20 protein-coding genes are annotated in these 19,084 nt (G+C 72.7%); 5 read left to right on the top strand and 15 right to left on the bottom strand.

Features of this window, described 5'->3' with window-relative positions; translation table 11 throughout:
• Positions 1-24: 24 nt before the first annotated feature.
• The 6 genes from OG607_RS39405 to OG607_RS39380 all read right to left on the bottom strand — a co-directional run bounded on the left by OG607_RS39405 (position 25) and on the right by OG607_RS39380 (position 5,928).
• Complete coding sequence (locus OG607_RS39405; RefSeq protein WP_405734193.1) at positions 25-651, bottom strand: DUF4255 domain-containing protein; 627 nt, start codon at positions 649-651, stop codon at positions 25-27.
• On the bottom strand, positions 648-1,370 hold the full coding sequence (locus OG607_RS39400) for a hypothetical protein (protein WP_405734191.1): 723 nt from the start codon (positions 1,368-1,370) through the stop codon (positions 648-650). The genes OG607_RS39405 and OG607_RS39400 overlap by 4 nt, the downstream gene beginning before the upstream one ends.
• On the bottom strand, positions 1,363-2,085 hold the full coding sequence (locus OG607_RS39395; protein ID WP_405734189.1) for a hypothetical protein: 723 nt from the start codon (positions 2,083-2,085) through the stop codon (positions 1,363-1,365). Before OG607_RS39395 ends, OG607_RS39400 begins: the two co-directional genes overlap by 8 nt.
• A 14-nt stretch (positions 2,086-2,099) precedes the next feature.
• Positions 2,100-2,624: a phage tail protein gene (locus tag OG607_RS39390; protein ID WP_405734187.1), complete on the bottom strand. Its 525-nt coding sequence runs from the start codon at positions 2,622-2,624 to the stop codon at positions 2,100-2,102.
• 8 nt (positions 2,625-2,632) lie between these two features.
• Complete coding sequence (locus OG607_RS39385; protein ID WP_405734185.1) at positions 2,633-4,480, bottom strand: phage tail sheath family protein; 1,848 nt, start codon at positions 4,478-4,480, stop codon at positions 2,633-2,635.
• A gap of 545 nt (positions 4,481-5,025) precedes the next feature.
• Positions 5,026-5,928 carry a helix-turn-helix transcriptional regulator gene (locus OG607_RS39380; RefSeq protein ID WP_405734183.1) on the bottom strand — a complete coding sequence of 301 codons (903 nt, stop codon included), beginning with the start codon at positions 5,926-5,928 and terminating at the stop codon, positions 5,026-5,028.
• Positions 5,929-6,116: 188 nt separating this feature from the next.
• On the opposite strand from OG607_RS39380, the gene OG607_RS39375 reads away from it, so the two are divergent.
• Positions 6,117-6,542: a cupin domain-containing protein gene (locus tag OG607_RS39375; RefSeq protein ID WP_405734181.1), complete on the top strand. Its 426-nt coding sequence runs from the start codon at positions 6,117-6,119 to the stop codon at positions 6,540-6,542.
• 112 nt (positions 6,543-6,654) lie between these two features.
• A complete protein-coding gene (locus OG607_RS39370; RefSeq protein WP_405734179.1) occupies positions 6,655-8,049 on the top strand; it encodes an MFS transporter in 1,395 nt (464 codons plus the stop codon).
• 36 nt (positions 8,050-8,085) lie between these two features.
• On the opposite strand, the gene OG607_RS39365 is transcribed toward OG607_RS39370, so the two are convergent.
• The 3 genes from OG607_RS39365 to OG607_RS39355 all read right to left on the bottom strand — a co-directional run bounded on the left by OG607_RS39365 (position 8,086) and on the right by OG607_RS39355 (position 10,546).
• The gene (locus tag OG607_RS39365) at positions 8,086-9,009 is read right to left on the bottom strand and encodes a helix-turn-helix transcriptional regulator (protein WP_405734177.1); all 924 of its coding nucleotides are present in this window, start codon (positions 9,007-9,009) and stop codon (positions 8,086-8,088) included.
• 112 nt (positions 9,010-9,121) lie between these two features.
• On the bottom strand, positions 9,122-9,868 hold the full coding sequence (locus OG607_RS39360) for an SDR family oxidoreductase (protein ID WP_405734175.1): 747 nt from the start codon (positions 9,866-9,868) through the stop codon (positions 9,122-9,124).
• Positions 9,869-10,066: 198 nt separating this feature from the next.
• A complete protein-coding gene (locus OG607_RS39355; protein WP_405734173.1) occupies positions 10,067-10,546 on the bottom strand; it encodes a nitroreductase family deazaflavin-dependent oxidoreductase in 480 nt (159 codons plus the stop codon).
• Positions 10,547-10,700: 154 nt separating this feature from the next.
• On the opposite strand from OG607_RS39355, the gene OG607_RS39350 reads away from it, so the two are divergent.
• A complete protein-coding gene (locus tag OG607_RS39350) occupies positions 10,701-11,540 on the top strand; it encodes a helix-turn-helix transcriptional regulator (protein WP_405734171.1) in 840 nt (279 codons plus the stop codon).
• Between the two features lies 1 nt (position 11,541).
• Here OG607_RS39350 and OG607_RS39345 read toward each other — a convergent pair whose 3' ends face one another.
• Together OG607_RS39345 and OG607_RS39340 are read right to left on the bottom strand one after the other, a co-directional pair.
• Entirely contained in the window at positions 11,542-11,901 is a 360-nt protein-coding gene (locus tag OG607_RS39345) for a winged helix-turn-helix transcriptional regulator (RefSeq protein ID WP_405734169.1), read from the bottom strand.
• An 18-nt stretch (positions 11,902-11,919) separates the two neighbouring features.
• Positions 11,920-12,183: a hypothetical protein gene (locus OG607_RS39340; protein WP_405734167.1), complete on the bottom strand. Its 264-nt coding sequence runs from the start codon at positions 12,181-12,183 to the stop codon at positions 11,920-11,922.
• A gap of 79 nt (positions 12,184-12,262) precedes the next feature.
• Between OG607_RS39340 and OG607_RS39335 the strand changes: the two genes are divergently transcribed.
• The gene (locus OG607_RS39335; RefSeq protein ID WP_405734165.1) at positions 12,263-12,925 is read left to right on the top strand and encodes a TetR/AcrR family transcriptional regulator; all 663 of its coding nucleotides are present in this window, start codon (positions 12,263-12,265) and stop codon (positions 12,923-12,925) included.
• A 41-nt stretch (positions 12,926-12,966) separates the two neighbouring features.
• Here OG607_RS39335 and OG607_RS39330 read toward each other — a convergent pair whose 3' ends face one another.
• From OG607_RS39330 to def, 3 genes are all read right to left on the bottom strand, one after another.
• Positions 12,967-14,376 (bottom strand): RsmB/NOP family class I SAM-dependent RNA methyltransferase, encoded by a 1,410-nt coding sequence (locus OG607_RS39330; protein ID WP_405734163.1) that lies wholly within the window; start codon positions 14,374-14,376, stop codon positions 12,967-12,969.
• A gap of 70 nt (positions 14,377-14,446) precedes the next feature.
• The gene (fmt, locus tag OG607_RS39325) at positions 14,447-15,379 is read right to left on the bottom strand and encodes a methionyl-tRNA formyltransferase (protein ID WP_405734161.1); all 933 of its coding nucleotides are present in this window, start codon (positions 15,377-15,379) and stop codon (positions 14,447-14,449) included.
• 30 nt (positions 15,380-15,409) lie between these two features.
• Positions 15,410-15,955: a peptide deformylase gene (def, locus tag OG607_RS39320; protein WP_405734159.1), complete on the bottom strand. Its 546-nt coding sequence runs from the start codon at positions 15,953-15,955 to the stop codon at positions 15,410-15,412.
• 332 nt (positions 15,956-16,287) lie between these two features.
• Between def and OG607_RS39315 the strand changes: the two genes are divergently transcribed.
• Positions 16,288-16,776, top strand: coding sequence for a hypothetical protein (locus OG607_RS39315; RefSeq protein WP_405734157.1), 489 nt, complete (start codon positions 16,288-16,290; stop codon positions 16,774-16,776).
• 126 nt (positions 16,777-16,902) lie between these two features.
• Here the strand turns inward: OG607_RS39315 and OG607_RS39310 are convergent, their stop codons facing one another.
• A complete protein-coding gene (locus OG607_RS39310; RefSeq protein WP_405734155.1) occupies positions 16,903-19,050 on the bottom strand; it encodes a primosomal protein N' in 2,148 nt (715 codons plus the stop codon).
• Positions 19,051-19,084 lie beyond the last annotated feature (34 nt).

The raw sequence follows: 19,084 nt of genomic DNA, 5'->3' as shown, positions 1-19,084 counted from the left end.
TCCCCCTCCATCGCGACGCGCCCCTCAGCCCGTTGCCGGTTGGCCGGTGGACGGGACGGCGCGCACGGTGCGGGTCTGCACGGGCTTGACGGTGACCGGCTCGCTGCGGCCGTCGATGAGGACGAGGACGCCCTGGTAGCAGAGGGAGAGGGCGTAGGGGGTCTGGTAGAGCATGCCCCAGAGCTTGGAGGTGTCGTCGATGTCCATCGAGGTGGGTGTGAAGCGGATCCTCTGCGCGGCCTCACCGAGGTTCGACCCCTGAAGGTGTGGCAGGGCGGCCGCCTCCTCGATCAACGGCACCGGCAGTACGGGGAATTCGTGCAGCGTCCGCACCACGGACCCCAGCAGCCGCTGGGAGACGAGTTCCGACTCCTCCCCGTAGCAGCTGATGAGGTAGTGCAGGTCGAGCGCGGCCGCGGGCCTGGTGAGGACGGTGCCGTCGGTGGCGCGGGTGGGCGCGTCGGCGTTGCGGAGCGAGGCGTTGGGGGTGACCTGGTACAGGAAGACGGTGATGGTCGGGTCGGCGGGCGGGTCGGCCGGGGGTTTGCGGGCGGCGACGTCGACGGCGAAGGTGATCTCGGGGCCGAGGGAGTTGGCGATGTGCCGGCGCAGTGCCTCGGTGACCGTGGCGATGGCCAGGGAGTTGCTCATCGCTGGGCCTCCTCGCGGGTCAGGTAGGTCTCCAGGCTCAGTGCGGGGCCGGTGCGGCCGGGCCGCTCGGTCCTCGCCGGCGGGGCGGCGGGCCTGCGGTCGGCGGCTTTGACCTCCAGCCTGCCGATGCTGACGTGGACGACCCGCTCGGGCGCTCGCCGGCCGCGCCTGCCGTCGTCCTTCACGGCGGCTGGTGCCACCCGGGGGGCCGGCCGGGCGGCTGCGGGCACAGCGGCGGGGCGCGACGGGCCGGACGGCCGCTGCGGCGCCGGTTCCTGACGGCCCGCCGGGCGGCTCGGCGGCGTATCGGCGGAGTCGTCGGTGCGCGGTGCGGCCGCCCGGCGCTCGGGCGGTGCCGAGGCCGGGGCGGGCGGCAGCCTGGGCGGTACGAGCAGTGGGACGGCCGGGACCGGCGGGCGGCCGGGCGGCGCGGGCTCGCGGGGCGCCACCGGCGTCTGGAGGACCTGGAGGACCTGGAGCAGTGCGGGCCGGGCCGGCTGCCGGTCCCCGGCCGCAGCGGTGGCCGGCCGGGGCGGCTCAGCGGCCCCGCCGGGACGTGGTGCGGCGGGGTGTCCGGTCTCGGGCTCTGGCGGACCGGCGCCGGGACCGAACGCGTCGATGCGCTCGAACGGCCCGGGCAGGCGCGGGCGGACCCGCACACCGCGCCCGGCGGCGTCCGGCGTGCTCCGCCCCACCAGGCGGTCGAAGAAGTCAGGCATCGGCGCACAGCTCCAGGTAGTAGCGGCGGCGCAGCGGGCTGAGCGCCAGGATCTCGGGCTCGCTCCAGCCGTACGCGGAAGCGAGCAGATGTATGTCGAGGAGGATGCCGCGGGCCCAGGCGTCGAGCTCGGCCCAGAGGTAGGAGACGATGTCCAGCTCGGCCGAGGCCTGGTGACCGCATTGCGGGCACTCGACCTTGAGCGTCACATCGGCACACGGGTCGGCCTCGGCGGCGGTCCGTGCCACCAGCCGCCGCACCCGTTCCGGGAGCCGGTCGGGCGCGGCCGGTTTCCCGGCCCGCACCGCCTCCAGGACGCATCTGGCGACCAGGGCCGCCCGGGGGTCGGCCGCATCCTCGACGGCTGCCAGGTCGCCGGTGGTCGGCAGCCGGAACCGGACGCTCCAGCCGTCGGCCTCGATCTCCAGCGGGCCGGTGACCGGGGCGGCGGCCCGGATGACCTCGCCTGTCCCGAAGCCGAACTCCATCTCCTCTGAGCAGCTCTCACAGGTGACCCGGACCTCCATCCGCTCGCCGAACAGCCTGCTGCGCAGCGCGTACAGGTCGGCGTCCCGCTCGCCTACCGGCACCGACCGCAGTTCGTCGAGGCCGGCCGCCGGACGGGCGGCGGAGTGCAGCAGCAGGGCCCGGTGGGCACTGCTGCCGCCCGCCGAGGCTCCCGCCTCCCAGATGGCCAGCAGGGCTGCCTGTTCCACGCTCACAGCGGTGCCTAGGCGGGCTGCTGGAAGCTGGGTTCCTCGGGCTCGGGCACCTCGTAGTCCCGCTCCCAGCCCTCGAGCTCGAGTTTCAGGCTCTGGATGGCGACGGCGTTGGCGTTGGCGTCGAGCTCGCCGAGGATCTGGTACTCGCTCGGCCAGGCCCGGTAGATCTTGTGCGCCACCGCGACCTGCCCGGCCTCGTTGAGCACCTGAATGACCAGGTCCTTACGGAAATCGGCGAGCGAGACCTCCGATCCGCGACCGGAACCGACCTGCCACACCTTGTTCGCCCAGCGGTCGAATTCCGGGTCGTGGGTGATACCCCGTTCCAGGGTGACCGCCTCGAATTCGGTACGTCCGGGCGATTTCCGCGGTGAGCTGGGATCGCCGCCATGGCGGTGTTTCACCACCTCTGTCGTCCGCTTGAGCGGGCTGATCTTGCTGATACCTGCGACGACGCGTCCGTCCCACACCACCAGGAACTTGAAGTTCTTGTAAGGGTCGAACCGCTGCGCATTGACGGTGAACTCGGCCATGAAGCTTCCTATACCTCGAACTGTCCGGCCAGTTGCTCGATCTTGACGATCACGAATTCCGCGGGCTTGAGCGGCGCGAATCCGACGACCACATTGACCACTCCGCGATTGATGTCGTCCTGGGTGGTCGTGGAGGAGTCGCACTTGACGAAGTACGCCTCGCGCGCGGTGGTGCCCTGGAAGGCCCCCTGCCGGAAGAGCGTGTTCAGGAACGCCCCGACATTGAGCCGGATCTGCGACCAGAGCCGCTCGTCGTTGGGCTCGAACACCACCCATTTCAGCCCGCGGTACAGGCTCTCCTCCAGCAGGAGGGCGAGCCGTCGCACGGGTACGTACTTCCACTGCGAGGACAGCGCGTCGGCGCCCTGCAGGGTGCGCGCGCCCCAGATCACCGGGCCGACCACCGGGAAGTTGCGGATGTTGTTCAGGGCCAGCGGGTTGAGCAGCCCGTTCTCCCGGTCGGTGGCCGCGACGGTGAGCGCCCGGACCCCGGTGATCCGGGTCTCGGTGCCGGCCGGGGCCTTCCAGATGCCGCGTTCGCTGTCGGTGCGGGCGTAGATCCCGGCGATGGCGCCGGACGGCGGGAAGGCGCGGAGCCGCCCGGTGAGCGGGTCGGTCAGTTCCAGGGCGGGGAAGTACAGGGCCGCGTGGTTGCCGCGTACCGAATCGAAGGCGGACAGCCCGGCGCGGGCGGCGTCGACGCTGTCCCAGGACGCCGGGGCGTCGGCGATCACAAAGAACCGCTTCTCCTCGGCGAGGGCCTGGGCGGCGGAGAGCACGGTGATCTGGGCGTTGATGTCCTCATATGCCGAGAGCTCCGGGAGCACCAGGAGGTTGAGGTCCTGGACGTCGCGCAGTGCCTGGATGCCCGTCTTGCCGGCCTCGCTGCCGGTGAGGTCGGTGGGACCGGGGGCTCCTCCGTCCTCGCCGCCCGTGAGCGCGAAGACCGGTGGCTCTACGGAGCCTTCGAGCCCGAGGTCGTTGGCCGCCTTGCCGGTGAAGCGGATGGTGTCCGCCGGGTCGGTGGAGCCCGCGACGACCTGCAGTCGGCGGCCGAAGGCGGTCACCCTGGTGCCGGCGAAGGCGCGCTTGCCGGGCGCGTCAGGGATCGCGCGCAGCTTGCGCTCCAGCAGCAGGGCGAGTTGGGGGACGGTGGTGGGGGCGTCGCCGTCAGCCTCCGGATCGTGGATGGCGAACTGCCGTGTCACCTCCCCGATCGTCACGCTGATCTCGGCGGTGAGGTCCGGGAGCGTTTCGGCGAACGCCTTGGAGACCGTCCCCACCGGGTCCGGCCGACCCTCGGCCAGCACCTTCGCCTCGACCAGCGACGACCCGGAAGTGATGATCACCGCGGCGTAGTTGGGGTCCTCCTCCCGCGCCGACAGGCCGGTGAACGACTCGCGGGCCCCGCCGGAGACGTCGAGGACCTGCAGGTTGAAGGTCTCCTCGGGCGCCGTCGTGTCGTAGTCGACCGCCACCCGCAGCCCGCCGCCCCAGGCGCCCGGCTCCTTGGCCGTCAACTGCAGTACGGAGGTGTCCGTGCTCGTCTGCGTGGAACCCAGCGTGACCGAGGCGGCCTGGCCGCTGCCTGCGGCCACCGCCCGCACGACGACGGCGACGGTCCCGCCGTTGACAAAGAACTGCTGAACGGCGTAACTCACTGCGCTCTCGGTCGCGAGACCGCCGAATTGCCGCTCGAAATCGGCGAAACTGGTGATGGTGACGGGCCTGTTCACAGGCCCCCGGCGCGTGTGCCCGACGAACGCGGTGACCGAGGTGGTCACCGCCCCAATGGTCCGGACGCTACTGGGAAGTTCTTCGATGTATACACCGGGATAGGTCGGTGTTGTGGGCATGCCCCCTCCATTCCCTTGGGACACCAAGAGGAGCGAGGAGGAGGAGATCGTCTGGCCGGCATCGCAGGAAGGCGCACCGACGCAGCGCTCACCAGTTTCCCCCGTCAGGCTGATGCCTGTAACGCCTGGTGTCGCAGTGCCTCGATGTGATTCTTGCGTCGGACCTGAATTGCAGTCAAGACATTGCGGTAATCAGCAGTTAACAGATTTCAACACCGATGGCTGAAATACGCGCCTCATATGAGCGATCATCACCGGTCCCCCACATCCCGGGTTGAAACCACCCGGCGCACCCTGACAACCGCCGGCCGAGTCGCGCACCGGCGGCAGGGCCACGGCGGGCGGAGGCGCCGCGGCAGGTCCGGCGGCCATCATCCACAGACTTCCCACAGGTTCCGCTGGTCGCCACAGCCCCACGCGGAGTCCTCCGCCACAATGGACGGTCCACGGGACCGCCCGGCCCCGCAGCGGCTTGCGCCATCGGAAGGGTGACATCCACAAGTGACCGGAAACCGCCTCTGGGCCCTGGCCGGCCCGATGGGCTGTCAGTAACGCTGTTCCTCAGGGGCCCTCGGCGTCGAGGACGGCTCGTGCGCCGCCATGTCGAGGAGGACGATCGCATCGTGTTCGGGGGTGCCGGGCTCGGCGAAGTACGTGACCAGACGGTGGCCGGGGGTGCCTTCGAGCTGCATGGACTGGTACCCCAGGGTGAGGTCGCCGACCTCGGGGTGGTGGTAGGTCTTGCGCCCGTGGGTGCGGCCCTTCACGTCGTGGCGTTCCCACATGCGGGCGAACTCGGGGCTCTTGAGGAGCAGTTCGCCGACGAGCTGGGCGAGGTCGGGGGCGTCCGGGTCGGTGCCGGCGAGAGCACGGAGGCGGGCGACGCAGCCGCGGAGCTGGTGCTCCCAGTCGTGGAACAGGTCCCGGCCGGCGGGGTGGAGGAAGGCGTAGCGGGCGATGTTGCGCTGCTTGGCCGGCCAGTCCTCCATACCGGCGAACAGCCGCAGTCCGCCGGGGTTCCAGGCCAGTAGGTCGTTGGTGCGGCTGACCACGTACGCGGGGTTGGGCCGCAGGCTCTCCAGGAGCAGCCTGACGCCGGGCCGTACGTACCGGCTGGGCGCGACGGGCGGATCGGGGGCGGTGCGGGCGGCGTGCGCGGCGAGGCTGCGCAGGTGCTCGTGCTCGGCATCGTCAAGCAGCAGGGCGCGGGCCAGGGCGTCGACGACGGAGGGGCTGGGGCGGGTCTCCTTGCCGCGTTCCAGACGGGTGTAGTAGTCGATGCTGATCCCGGCGAGGGTGGCCAGTTCCTCACGGCGCAGCCCGGGCGTACGCCGCAGCCCGGGGCCCGCCGTGAGGCCGGCCTCGGCGGGGGTCACCCGGGCGCGGCGGGCGCTCAGGAAGCGCCCCAGCCCGGTGCCGCCGGCGGCGGTGCGCTGCTCACGTGTCATGCCTCCAGTGTGGCGACGCCGTGACCTGTCCGGCACAGGCGTGGGGGGCCCTGCCACACCCCGGAACACCGCTCCCAGGCACAGCGCGGCCTGCCGCGACGCGAGCCCGGGGAGCAGGCTGGACGAGCGCTCGGCCACCCCACGTCACATCGTCGGGAACGAGCACCAGGACGAGAAGGAGCAACACCATGGAGATCCTGCCGAAGAAGCCGTCGACGAAGGGACCGGCCGCGCTGTTCACCGGCGACGTCTGGTTCGACGTCCTCGCGGCGGGCGAGGAGCCGTCCCGGATGCGGGTGAACGTGGTGCGCTTCTCGCCCTGCGCCCGCACCGCCTGGCACTGCCACGCGGTCGGACAGACGTTGCACGTCACCGAGGGCGTCGGGCTGGTGCAGTCCCGCGGCGGCGAGGTCGTCGTGATGCGCCCCGGCGACACCGTCCACACGCCGCCGGGCGAGTGGCACTGGCATGGCGCCGCGCCCGAGCACTTCATGACGCACCTCGCGATGTGGGAGGGCCCGGGCCCGGACGGCGGCCCCGAATCCCAGTGGGGCGAGCACGTCACCGATGAGGAATACAACGCCAGGAGCGACGACACGAGGTATCCGGGCTGAAGGCCGGCGGCCCGGTCGTCGCCCCGCACCGGGCACCACTGTGCGGCCCTGACCTCCCTCCCCCGCTGCCCGGCCGCCGCAGCCGAACCCTTCCCCTCTCAGGAGAGACCCCATGTCCATCCCTGTCACTCCGTCCCGGCACCCTCTGGGGAGCGTCCCGGCGCAGCGCGCATCAGGTGCCGGCTGGGCGCTGGCAGCGGCCGTGCTCGGCTTCTTCGTCATCACGCTCGACGCCCTGGTGGTCAATGTCGCGCTGCCCTCGATCAGGGACGACCTCGGCGGCGGCGTCACGGGCCTGCAGTGGGTGATGGACGGCTACACGCTGATGTTCGCCGCGCTGCTGCTGTCCTCAGGCGCGCTGTCGGACCGGATCGGCGCGCGCCAGGCGTACGCGGCCGGGTTCGCGCTGTTCATCGCCGCCTCGGCGGCCTGCGGGCTGGCCCCGGGCCTGGGGACGCTGGTCGCGGCCCGGCTGGTGCAGGGTGCGGGGGCCGCGGTGATGCTGCCGGCGTCCATGGCCCTGATCCGCGAGGCGTACCCGGACCCGGCCAAGCGGGCGCGGGCGATCTCGATCTGGGCGATGGGCGGCGCGGTGGCCTCGGCGGCGGGTCCCGTGCTGGGCGGCTTCCTGACCCTGCTGAGCTGGCGAGCGATCTTCTTCATCAACCTGCCGGTGGGCGTGGCCGCGCTGTTCCTCTTCGCCCGGATCGCGCGCTCACCGCGCCGGGACGCGCCGTTCGACCGGACGGGCCAGGTGGCCGCGGTCCTGGCGATGGGCGGGCTGACGTACGGGGTGATCGAGGCCGGCGCCGACGGCTTCGGCACACCCCGGGTGGCGGCGGCGCTCGGCCTGGCCGCGGTGGCACTGGTGGTGTTCCTGACCTCCCAGGCGCGCGGCGCGCACCCGATGGTGCCGCTGGACCTGTTCCGCTCCCGCGGCGTCGTGATCCCGCTGCTGGGCGGCTTCGCCTTCACCGTGGGCTTCTACGGCCTGGTGTTCCTGCTCAGCCTGTACTTCCAGGAGCTGCGCGGCCTGTCGTCGCTGGGCACGGGCCTGGCGTTCCTGCCGATGACCATCGTCACCGCCTTCATGAACCTGGTGGCGGCCCGGGCGGCGGAGAGGTTCGGGGCGCGGGTGCCGATCTCCGCCGGGCTGTTCCTGATGGCGGTGGGCCTGCTGGTGCTGTGCGTGGTCCCGCAGTCCACGCCCGCCTGGCTGATGGCGCTGCTGCTGGTGCCCGTCGGGGCCGGCGGGGCACTGGCCGTGCCGTCGCTGACCGCCGTACTGCTGGACAACGTTCCCGCCGACCGGGCAGGCACGGCGAGCGGTGTCCTCAACACCTTCCGGCAGATGGGCGGCGCCCTGGCCGTGGCCGTCTACGGCGCGCTGATCGCCGCCCAGGGCGGCTTCCTGCACGGCATGCGCGTCAGCCTGCTCATCTCCACCGTGCTGCTGCTCGTGATCGCGGCGGCCTCCCTGATGCTCAGGCCGGTCCCGAAGAACTGAGGGGTCCCGCCGGGAGAATCGAGCGGCGAGCCCCGGTCAGCGTCGCTGGTCCGCGGCGGGCTTCGGGGCGGGCTCGGTCACGGCCATGTCCAGCAGGCGCATCGCGTCGTACGCGGGGGTGCCCGGTACGGCGTGGTACGCGACCAGACGCTGGCCGTGGGCGCCCTCCAGCTCCATGGACTGGTAGCCGAGGGTGAAGTCTCCGGCCTCGGGGTGGTGGAAGGTCTTCCGGCCGGAGGAGTGCCCGGTGACGTCGTAGCGCTCCCACAGCCGGGCGAACTCGGGGCTCTTGAGCAGGAGTTCGTCGACGATGTCGGCCAGGTCGGGGGCGTCCGGCTCGGTGCCGGCCAGGGCGCGCAGGCGGGCGACGCAGCCGCGGATCTGGTTGTCCCAGTCCTCGAACAGGTCGCGGGCGGCCGGGTGGAGGAAGACGTAGCGCACGATGTTGCGCCGCTGCGCCGGCCAGTCCGCCAGCCCGGCCATCAGCCGCAGCCCGCCCGGGTTGGAGGCGAGCACCTCCATCGTGCGGCTGACGACATGGGCGGGATTGGGCCGCATGCTCTCCAGCAGCAGCTCGACACCGGGATCCACGGTCCGGCCGGACGCGGCCGGTGATCGCGGCGTGGTGCGGGCGGCGCGCGCGGCGAGGTCGCGCAGGTGATCGTGCTCAGCCCCCTCCAGCAGGAGGGCCCCTGCGAGCGCGTCGACAACGGAGGGGCTGGGATTGTTCTCCCTGCCGCGCTCCAGCCGGGTGTAGTAGTCGACGCTCACCCCGGCGAGCGTCGCCAGCTCCTCGCGGCGCAGTCCCGGTGTGCGGCGCAGGCCGAGCCCCACCGGCAGACCGACATCGGCGGGGGTCACCCGGGCGCGCCGGGCGCTCAGGAAACGCCCCAGCTCGGTACCGCCGCTGCTACCGCTGCCACTGCTGCCACCACTGACGCTGCGCTGCTCACGTGCCATGCCGTCCAGTCTTGCAGCTCTGTGACCTGCGTGACAGGAGCGTGGGGAGCCCTGTCACACCCTGTCACACCCCTGAACGCAGCTCCCCGGCCATCGGCGTCCGCCTTCGCCGTCAGCCGACGCTGCTGAGCATGGCCAGGACGTCGTCGTACCTGCCGCCGGCTTCCGCGTCGCGCACGAACCTGGCGCGTTCCACGACGATCTCCTTCGCATCGGGCCGAGTGTGCAGGAGAGTCAGGGTCTCGTCGAGGAAATCCTCCAGCGGCATGGCGTTCTCGTCGTCCTGCTGACCCAGCAGAGTCGTCCGCACACCCGGCGGCGCAACCTCGATCACCTGGACGGAAGCGTCGGCGAGCTGGACGCGCAGGCTCTCGCTGAAGGAGTGCAGCGCGGCCTTGGTCGCGTTGTAGGTCGGAGTGACCGGCAGCGGCACGAACGCCAGCGCGGAGGAAACGTTCATGACGACCGCGTCGTCCTTGCCCACCAGCAGCGGCAGGAACGCATAGGTCATCCGGATCGCGCCCAGCAGATTGACCGTGACATGGTCCTCGGCAATCTGCAGATCAGCCGGGTCGAGGAGGCTCTCCCGCAGCATGATGCCAGCGTTGTTGACCAGGACGTTCAGCCCCGGATGGCTCGCGGCCACCGTTTCGGCGGCACGGGCGATCGACGCCGGGTCCGCGACATCGAGGACGAGCGCCTCGATGCCGGGGTGATCGGTCGTGATCCGATCCAGCAGTTCCTTGCGCCGGCCGGCGACGATCACCTTGTTGCCCGCCTCGTGCAAGCGCACGGCCAGACCGAGCCCGATGCCCGACGTGCCACCGGTGATCAGGATCGTGTTGCCGGTCATCTTCATGGGGATGTCCTCTTCCTTCGCTGCGGAGCGGGACAGTGAGCGCCCCGCAACCCCGACCGTACGAACGACACCCGCAAGGCGGGAGAGGAGCACTTGTCCATGGATCGGCGGTCCCTGCCTGCACGCCGACCTCGTACGGCAGCCGCGCCCGCCAGTGGGCGCGGCTGCGCATTCGCAGGGTGAACCGGCGGTGTGGTGTCAGTGCTCCTCGGCCGCCGGCTCCAGGACGAACAGCGGGATCTGACGGTCCGTTTTCTTCTGGTACTCGGCATAGTCCGGGTACGCCTCGACGGCGCGAGCCCACCACGCCGCCTTCTCGTCCCCGGTCACCTCACGTGCCAGCATGTCCTGCCGCACCGGGCCGTCCTGAAGCTCCACCCGGGGGTCGGCCACCACGTTGTGGTACCAGACCGGGTGCTTGGGGGCTCCGCCCATGGAGGCGACCACCGCGTAGGAACCGTCGTACTCCACCCGCATGAGCGGGGACTTGCGGATCTTGCCGCTCTTGGCGCCAAGGGTGGTCAGGATGACGACAGGCAGGCTCCCCCGCGTCACGTCTTCCGGACCGACCACGCTGCTCAGCGTCGTTCCCTCCGTGCCACCGGAGCCTTCGTACAACTCCACCTGGTCACGTACCCACTGCGTCGTGCTCGGCTCGTACTCGCCTTTGAGCGGCATCCTGCCCATCTCCATGCTGTCGAAGAGTCTTCATCACGCCCAACACACAACGCACAAGGCGGACAGGATCATCCCCGTCGCGCACCGTCCGTGGCTTGTTCCATGGATCGGCGGTCCCTGGATAGCCGGGCGGGATGCGGCGACGATGGACGACATGGACAAGAAGGAACTGGCGGAATTCCTGCGTCGGCGGCGTGAGACGCTGCGCGCCCGCGACGTCGGGCTGGTCGAGGGGCCGCGCAGGCGTACCCAGGGGCTGCGCCGCGAGGAGGTCGCCGCTCTCGCCGGCATGTCCACCGACTACTACACCCGGCTGGAGCAGCAGCGCGGCCCGCAGCCCTCCGTGCAGATCGCCACCGCCCTGGCCCGGGCGCTGCGGCTGACCCTGGACGAGCGCGATCACCTCTTCGGCCTCATCGGCCACAACGCCCCGGCCCGCTTCCACCGCTCCGAACACGTCAGCCCGACCCTGATGCGGGTCCTGGACCGCCTGGACGACGCCCCCGCCCTGGTGCTGACCGACATGGCCGACACCCTCGCGATGAACCCGCTCGCCACCGCGCTGCTCGGCGACCAGACCCGCCACACCGGCCTGGCCCGCAGCGCCTACTACCGCTGGTTCACCGACCCCGCCGAGCGCCTGGTGTACCCCGAAGAAGACCACCCGCACCACAGCCGCACCCAGGCAGCCCGCCTGCGGGTCGCGCTGACAGCCGGCAGCGACACTCCCAGAGCCGCCCGGATCGTCGCTGAACTCACCGAACACAGCCCCGAGTTCGTCCGCGCGTGGGAACTGCAGGAGGTCGCCCAGCGGTACGACGAGAGCAAGACCATCGTCCATCCCGAGCTCGGCCGTATCGAAGTCGACGGCCAGGTCCTGTTCACCGAGAACCGCGCACAGACCCTGGTGGTGCTCACCACGCGCCCCGGCACGGAAAGCCACAGCAAGCTCGAACTGCTCTCCGTCATAGGACACCAGCAGCTCACCCCCTGACTCAGCCGGTCGGGGCCTCGTCGGCGCCGTGGGGCTGTGGCGGCAGATGCTCACGTCCCCAGCACGCCAGGGCGTGCAGAGGGCCGAGAAGGGCGCTGCCGCGCTCGGTGAGCGCGTAGAGAGTACGGGCAGGCGGCCCGGGGTGCACGGTCCGGGTGACGATTCCGGCGGTGGTCAGCTCGTGAAGGCGGTCGGAGAGCATGCGGTCGCTGATGCCAGGAACCCGCCGGCGTACCTGGATGAATCCGGCGGGGCCCGTGGCGAGGGCGGCGATGAGCAGGCCGTTCCAGCGTTTGCCGAGCAGGGCGAAGACCCGGGTCAGGGCGGGGAGGTGCTGCTCGGATTCATGGATCTTCAACATGGCCGGCGCTGCGGGCCGTCACCGCTCCCCGGGGTGTCCGGCGTTCCCGGGGGTGATGTTCTTGTTGTAGCGGAGCAGGTTGTGCGGGTCGCAGGCGGTCTTGACCGCACCCTGCCGCTGGTGCTTGGCCTCGCTGATGGCCGTCGCCCACTGCTCGTACTGCGAGTCGTGCTCGGGGGCGTCCCGCATGCTGACGGCTTCCCACACCCAGGCGGCTCCCTCGCGGGAGAAGGCCGTGGCGTCCTCGTCGGCGTGGGTACGGGGGTCTGCCGACACGGTCATGGGGGCCTCCTGGACCAGGGTGCGCAAGCTAACCGGAAATTCAATTTCCGATTATGGTGGGAGGCTAACATCCTTGGAAATGAGTCCCACGACACCCCCTGACGACCGGCGGCTGCGCGCCGACGCCCGACAGAACATCGAGCAGATCCTCCGGGCCGCCCGGGACGTCTTCGCCGACCTCGGCTACCAGGTGTCGATCGCCGAGGTCGCCCGACGGTCCGGCCTGGGCATGGGCACCATCTACCGGCACTTCCCGAACAAGACCGCCCTGGTGGAGCGCGTCGCGATCGAGGTGATGCGGGAGAGCCTGACCGAGGTACGGCGCGCCCTGGCCGAGGAACCGGGCTCCTGGACCGGATTCACCCGGGTGATGCGCCACATGACGCGCCTGCGCAGCAGCCAGCTCTTCCCCGTCTCCCGGGGGCGTGCCAAAGAGCCGGGACCCGAGCTCCACGGCATCCGCACAGAGCTCCTCGCCGCCCTGGACGACCTGGTGGTCCGGACACAGAGCGCGGGAACCCTACGGGAGGACGTGAACGCCTCCGACCTCGTCCTGATGCTCAACTCGATCCCGCCGCGCATACCCGACCCGACCGACGGCAGCCCCGTCGCGGACCTGGCCGACCGGCACCTCGGCGTCCTCCTCGACGGCCTGCGGGCCCCCGGCACCGAACGCCTGGCCCTCCCGGCCCCCGGCCGCCGGGAGATCGACCAGTTCTTCCGGGCCACCCACGATCTGTGACCCCCGGAAACCCCCGCGACAGCGAGAGGATCCGCCGCTGTTCAGGCCGTGCGGCGCAGCAGCGCCAGATACATGGCGTCCGTCCCGTGCAGGTGCGGCCACAGCTGCACGTCGGGGCCGTCACCCAGGTCGGCGACCCCCGGCATCAGCGGCCGTACGTCGATCCACTCGGCCTTGGCGTCGCGCAGCGCGTCCTCCACGACCGCCCGGGTCTCGGCCGGGTGCGGGGAGCAGGTCGCGTAGCCGACGACCCCGCCGACCCGGACGGCGCGCAGTGCCTGCTGCAGCAGGCCGCGCTGGAGCGGGGCGAAGCCGGGGACGTCCTCGGCGCGGCGGCGCCAGCGGGCTTCGGGGCGGCGGCGAAGGGCGCCGAGCCCGGTGCAGGGGACGTCGACGAGGACGCGGTCGAAGGCGCCGTCGGCCCAGGCGGGCCGGGTGCCGTCGGCGACGATGACCTGGTAGGGGCCGGGGTTGCCGGAGAGGGCGCGGGCGACGAGCCGGGCGCGGTGCGGCTGCTTCTCGGAGGCGACGAGCACGGCGTCGCGCTGGGCGGCGAGCGCGGCCAGCAGCGCGGCCTTGCCGCCGGGGCCGGCGCAGCCGTCGAGCCAGAGCCGGTCGGGGCCGTCGAGGGGCGCCGCGGCGAGGGCGGCGGCGACGAGCTGGCTGCCCTCGTCCTGGACGCCCGCCGCGCCGTCGCGCACGGCGTCGACGGCCGCGGGGTCGCCGCCTTCGGCGAGCCGGACGGCGTACGGGGACCAGCGGCCCGGGGCGGTGGCCTCGGGGGGCAGGGAGCCGGCGATGTCGGCGGGGGTGGAGCGGCCGGGGCGGGCGACGAGGGTGACCTCGGGGCGTTCGTTGTCGGCGGCGAGAAGTTCCTCGATGCCGGCGCGGCCGCCGCCGAGGGCGTCCCAGAGGGCCGAGACGATCCAGCGGGGGTGCGAGTGGACGACGGCCAGATGAGCCTCGGCGTCCTCGTCGTAGGGCGGGGCGACCTGCTCCAGCCAGGCGTCGAGGTCCTGGGCGGCGATCCGCCGGAGCACGGCGTTCACGAACTTCGCGCGGCCGTCGCCGAGCACGACCCGCGCGAGCTCCACGGTCGCGGACACCGCCGCGTGCGACGGGATCCTGGTGCCCAGCAGCTGGTGCGCGCCCAGCGCCAGGACGTCCAGCACCGGCGGGTCCACCTCGCGCAGCGGCCGGTCCACGCAGGCCGCGATCACCGCGTCGTACGTCCCCTGCCTGCGCAGCGTCCCGTACACCAGCTCCGTGGCCAGCGCCGCGTCCCGCCGGTCGAGATCCGCCTTGCGCAGCAGCGGCGGCAGGACCAGGTTCGCGTAGGCGTCGCGCTCGTCGACGGCCCGCAGTGCCTCGAACGCGAGGATCCGTACGGGATCGCGCTGGGGGCGGCGGTAGGGCTTGCCGGTACGACGGCGGGCGGGCGCTTCGCTCACGTGAAAGGTGCTCCGGGGATATCGGTGACTGCGCTGTTCACGCCAACTCTACGTCGGCCCCGGGCAGGCCCTACTCGCCCAGCCGCTCGCCTGATGCGATCCGGGCGCCCCGTGCCCAGTCGGCGGCGGCCATCCGCTTCTTGCCCTGCGGCTGTACGTCACCGAGCCTGACGGCGTAGCTGCCGGTGCCGGCGTAGACCGCGTTCTTGGCGACCTCCAGCTCGCCGGGGGCCAGTTCCCGCCGTTCGGGGTGCGGGAAGACCGGGCCGAGCTTGAAGCGCTCGCCCTGGAAGAGCGTCCAGGCCCCGGGGGCGGGGGTGCAGCCGCGCACCAGGCGGTCCACCCGGAGCGCGGGGGCCTTCCAGTCGACGCGGGCGTCCTCGACGGTGATCTTGGGGGCGAGGCTGATGCCCTCGGCGGGCTGCGGGTGGGCGACGAGCGTGCCGTCCTCGATGCCGTCCATGGTCGCGGTGAGCAGCCGCGCCCCGCTGTGCGCGAGGCGGGTGAGCAGGTCGCCGCTGGTGTCGGTGGGGCGGACGTCCTCGGTGACGACGCCGTACACCGGGCCGGAGTCCAGCCCCTGCTCGATGAGGAAGGTGGTGGCGCCGGTCACCTCGTCACCGGCCATCACGGAGTGCTGCACGGGTGCGGCGCCGCGCCAGGCGGGCAGCAGCGAGAAGTGCAGGTTGACCCAGCCGTGGGCCGGGACGTCGAGGGCGACCGAGGGCAGCAGTGCGCCGTAGGCGACGACCGGGCAGCAGTCGGGCCCGATCTCCCGCAGCCGGGCCAGGAAGTCCTCGTCGCGCGGCCGCGCCGGCTTGAGCACGTCGATGCCGGCCTCCTCCGCCCGCTGCGCGACCGGGCTCGCGAGGAGCTTGCGGCCGCGCCCGGCCGTCGCGTCGGGCCGGGTGACCACGGCGACGACCTCGTGCCTGTCGGATGCCAGCAGGGCGTCCAGGGCGGGGACGGCGACCTCGGGGGTGCCGGCGAAGACGAGCCTCATGTAGGTGCAGTGCCTTTCGGTGTTCGAGGGTCAGAGCGCGCGGCCGAATGTGCTGTGCGGCGAGGTCCTGACCTGCGGCGGGACCTCTCCGGCCCACTGCGCGTCGCGGATCGCCTTCATCGCGGCCTTGCGCTGCGCCGTGTCGAGCCGGTCGATGAAGATGATCCCGTCGAGGTGGTCGGTCTCGTGCTGGATGCAGCGGGCCAGCAGCTGTGTGCCCTCGATGGTCACAGGGTCGCCGTGCATGTTGAAGCCCCTGGCCACGACCCCGTACGCGCGCTTGCAGTCATAGGTGAGCCCCGGCAGCGACAGACAGCCCTCGGGGCCGTCCTGCTCGTCCTCGCTGAGGCTGAGGTCCGGGTTGACCAGGTGGCCGAACTCGCCGTCGATCCAGTATGTGAACACCCGCAGCGACACGCCGATCTGAGGCGCCGCCAGGCCGGATCCGGGCGCGTTCCGCATGGTCTCGGTCAGAGACTTGACGAGGGTACGGAGCTCCTTGTCGAAGACGGTGACAGGCTGCGCCGTCATGCGCAGCACCGGGTCGCCGAAGAGGCGGATCGGCTGGACGGACACGCGGCGGACTCCCGGAGTGGTCGGGCGGGGCGGTGGGGCGGTCAGGCGGTCAGGCGGTCAGGCGGTCAGGCGGTCAGGCGGTCAGGCGGTCAGGCGGGAACAACGGCCAAGTCTATGGGGTGACGCTCCGCTCGCGGCGGGGGCGTACGCGCCGCTGCGCGCCCCCCGCGGCCCGGAACGCGCCCCCTGCTGCGTGACCCGCAGGGAGGCTGGCGCGTTGGTCAAAGGAGATTGACCGAGAAGTACCGAGAAGTCCCGGGCAGATGATGGCAGCGATGACAGCGTCGGCCCGATCCATGATCCATGCCGGAGCCGGTCCGAGAGGCCTGTTGATGCCCGAACACGCAACGCACGACGCCCAGGCACGGGCAAGCCTGCACCTGCTGGTGCGGGATATCGAGAGGGTCCGCCGCCAAGTGGACGCCCTGCGCACCCTCACCGCCCAGCTGGGCAATGTCTACCGTCCGCGGCGCAGCGGTCCCGCCGCCGGATTCGTCGTCTACGGCCGCGCCCCCGCCCCCACCGTCCGGCTCGCGCAGGAGCTCCGCGACAGCGTCGAGACGCTGGTCACGGCGGCCGTGGAGTTCGATCGCTCGCTCGGTTTCTCCTGGGACGCGGTGGGTTCCGCCCTCGGCGTCACCAAGCAGGCCGTGCACCGGCGCTACGGAGCCCGCCGCGCGTCCGCCGCCGGCTCCGACGAGGCCCCGGAGGGCACACTGCCGCAGCTGCCCGCGGTCCCGGCCGCCCGCTCGGTCCCGGTACGCGACGATGCCCTCCCCGGCGCCCTCCCCGGCGCCGTCCCCGGCCCCCGGACCGGCTGACCCGCCACATCGCGAACACCGCGCGCACCGCGTACGCCGCTCCGCCCCGCCGCCCGCCACGCCGACAGGCCGGGCGCCGGGGCGGCGGCGCAACAGGGCCCGACAGGACCCTGGCCGGGCGACCGGCTACCCGATGTCCGGCGGATCGATCCGCACCCGCACCGGGTCGGCCTCCTTGCGCGCGATCCGGGCCGTCTGCGCCGCCTTGAGCGCGGCGGCCAGCGCCGCCCCGCTGCCGGGCCGCACCCGCAGCAGCACCCGCTCCCACTGCTCACCCGGCGGCGGATCCCCGGTCCGCCGGGGCCGGCCCGGCTCGACGACGGGCAGCGGCACCGGGCCCAACACGTCGGTGCCCTCGGGCAGCCGGGCGGTGGCCACCAGGTCCGCGACGGCCGCAGGCTTCCCGGCCACCGCCGCCATCCGGGACACCGGCGGAAAGCCCAGTTCGGCGCGCTCCGCCAGCTCCCGCACCGCGAAGCCGGCCGGGTCCCAGCGCACCAGCGCCTGCACCGGGCGCAGCGTCGGCTCGGCCAGCACGACCACCGTGCCGCCCTCCGCCGCAGGCCGCACCAGCGCCGCGGCGCCCGCCCAGCGCCGCAGCGCCTCCTCCCCCGCCCGCAGGTCGGGCCGGTTGAGCAGCGCCCAGCCGTCCAGCAGCAGCGCCGCCGCGTAGCCTGCCCCCTCGGCCACCGGCTCGGCGCCCGGCGTGGAGATCACCAGCGCGGGCGCGTCCGGCACCGACGCCAGGACCCCGTCCCGCCCCGACATGCGCACCGGTACCTTCGGAAAGGCCCGCCCCAGCTCGTCCGCCGTCCGCCGGGCACCCACGACCTGCGCGCGCAGCCGCAGGCCGCCGCACTCATGGCAGTGCCAGCTGGTCTCGATCCGGCCGCACCACGCGCAGGTCGGCGCCCCACCGCCGTCCCGCAGCTCCAGCGGCCCCGAGCAGCCCTGGCAGCGAGCCGTCTCCCGGCACCGCTCGCAGGCCAGCCCCGGTACGTATCCCCGGCGCGGCACCTGCACCAGCACCGGGCCGCGCGTCAGCGCCTCCTTCGTCACCTGCCAGGCGAGGCTCGGCAGCCGCGCGGCCCGCGCCGCCGCGTCCCGCGCCTCGTCGTTCTCGCCGACCGTACGGATCAGCGGCACCGCGGCCCGCACCTGCTCACGGCCGGCCGTGATGGGCAGCGCCCAGCGCGTGTCGACAAGCTGGGCCCCCTCCACCGTGCAGACGAAGCCGCCGAGCAGAAAACCGGCCCGCTCCTCGGTGGCTCTCAGCAGCAACACGTCACGCGCATGCGGCATCGGCGCGTGCTGCTCGGAGTGGCTGGAATCGCCGTCGTCCCACAGCGCGACCAGCCCCAGGTCCGCGACCGGCGCGAACATCGCCGCCCGCGTCCCCACCACTGCCCGCACCGCGCCCCGGCTGACCGCCAGCCACCGCCGGTAGCGCTCCTCGGGGCCCACGTCGGCCGTGAGCAGCACATGCCGCCCCTCCCCCAGCAGCGCGGTCAGCGCCGCGTCCACCCTGGCCGCCGCCCTGCCGTCCGGCACGACCGCGAGCGCGCCCCGCCCGGACGCCAGCGTCGCCGCCATCGCCCGCGCCAGCTCGTCGGGCCACCGCGGTCCCGGCAGCGCGGTCCACACCGCCCTCGGCGAGTCCCCCCGTGCCAGCGCCTGCACGAAGGCCGCCCCCGTCGGATACCGCCCCCAGCTGCCGGGATCCGGCATCGCCGGCGTCGGCGGCGCCGCCCGCTCGGGCTCCGCCTCGACCTTTGCCCGCCTCGGCGGCACCGCCAGCTGCACCACATCCGCCAGCGCCCCCGCGTACCGGTCCGCCACCGCCCGGCACAGCCTCAGCAGCGCCGGCGTCAGCACCACCTCCGGCGACAGCACCTGCGCCAGCGGCGCCAGCGGTCCCCGGTAGTCGCTCTCCGTCAGCCGGGCCACCACGAAGCCGTCATGCAGTTCGCCGCCCTCCCGGCGCCCCTTCACCACCCGCGCCCCGAACCGCACCCGGACCCGCACTCCCGGCTGCGCCTGCTCGTCCATCGCCGCGGGCACCGCGTAGTCGAAGTACTGGTCCAGATGCAGCAGCCCCTTGTCCACCAGCACCCGCGCCACCGGCAGCCCCTCCGCCAGCGCCGCCCCCCGCCACGTCCGCGGCTTGGCCCTCGGCTCCTTGGCCTGCCGCACCGTCTCCCGTATGAGCGCAAGCTGCTCTCCCCCGGCGGCCTCGGCCGACGTGGGTGTGTTCTGCTGGTTCTCGCTGCTCACAGCCTCAGTGTTACCAGACGCCACCGACAACGGC

It is taken from the genome of Streptomyces sp. NBC_01537 (assembly GCF_045040445.1).
GTDB lineage: Bacteria > Actinomycetota > Actinomycetes > Streptomycetales > Streptomycetaceae > Actinacidiphila.
Note: the sequence above shows the minus strand (reverse complement) of the source record. Positions and strands in the feature narration are given on the sequence as shown.

What these genes read in the sequence shown, in the direction of transcription:
- OG607_RS39405 (WP_405734193.1), bottom strand. Translation starts at nt 651, where the DNA reads ATGAGCAACTCCCTGGCCATCGCCACGGTCACCGAGGCACTGCGCCGG.
- OG607_RS39400 (WP_405734191.1), bottom strand. Translation starts at nt 1,370, where the DNA reads ATGCCTGACTTCTTCGACCGCCTGGTGGGGCGGAGCACGCCGGACGCC.
- OG607_RS39390 (WP_405734187.1), bottom strand. Translation starts at nt 2,624, where the DNA reads ATGGCCGAGTTCACCGTCAATGCGCAGCGGTTCGACCCTTACAAGAAC.
- OG607_RS39385 (WP_405734185.1), bottom strand. Translation starts at nt 4,480, where the DNA reads ATGCCCACAACACCGACCTATCCCGGTGTATACATCGAAGAACTTCCC.
- OG607_RS39380 (WP_405734183.1), bottom strand. Translation starts at nt 5,928, where the DNA reads ATGACACGTGAGCAGCGCACCGCCGCCGGCGGCACCGGGCTGGGGCGC.
- OG607_RS39375 (WP_405734181.1), top strand. Translation starts at nt 6,117, where the DNA reads ATGGAGATCCTGCCGAAGAAGCCGTCGACGAAGGGACCGGCCGCGCTG.
- OG607_RS39370 (WP_405734179.1), top strand. Translation starts at nt 6,655, where the DNA reads ATGTCCATCCCTGTCACTCCGTCCCGGCACCCTCTGGGGAGCGTCCCG.
- OG607_RS39365 (WP_405734177.1), bottom strand. Translation starts at nt 9,009, where the DNA reads ATGGCACGTGAGCAGCGCAGCGTCAGTGGTGGCAGCAGTGGCAGCGGT.
- OG607_RS39360 (WP_405734175.1), bottom strand. Translation starts at nt 9,868, where the DNA reads ATGAAGATGACCGGCAACACGATCCTGATCACCGGTGGCACGTCGGGC.
- OG607_RS39355 (WP_405734173.1), bottom strand. Translation starts at nt 10,546, where the DNA reads ATGCCGCTCAAAGGCGAGTACGAGCCGAGCACGACGCAGTGGGTACGT.
- OG607_RS39350 (WP_405734171.1), top strand. Translation starts at nt 10,701, where the DNA reads ATGGACAAGAAGGAACTGGCGGAATTCCTGCGTCGGCGGCGTGAGACG.
- OG607_RS39345 (WP_405734169.1), bottom strand. Translation starts at nt 11,901, where the DNA reads ATGTTGAAGATCCATGAATCCGAGCAGCACCTCCCCGCCCTGACCCGG.
- OG607_RS39340 (WP_405734167.1), bottom strand. Translation starts at nt 12,183, where the DNA reads ATGACCGTGTCGGCAGACCCCCGTACCCACGCCGACGAGGACGCCACG.
- OG607_RS39335 (WP_405734165.1), top strand. Translation starts at nt 12,263, where the DNA reads ATGAGTCCCACGACACCCCCTGACGACCGGCGGCTGCGCGCCGACGCC.
- fmt (WP_405734161.1), bottom strand. Translation starts at nt 15,379, where the DNA reads ATGAGGCTCGTCTTCGCCGGCACCCCCGAGGTCGCCGTCCCCGCCCTG.
- OG607_RS39315 (WP_405734157.1), top strand. Translation starts at nt 16,288, where the DNA reads ATGCCCGAACACGCAACGCACGACGCCCAGGCACGGGCAAGCCTGCAC.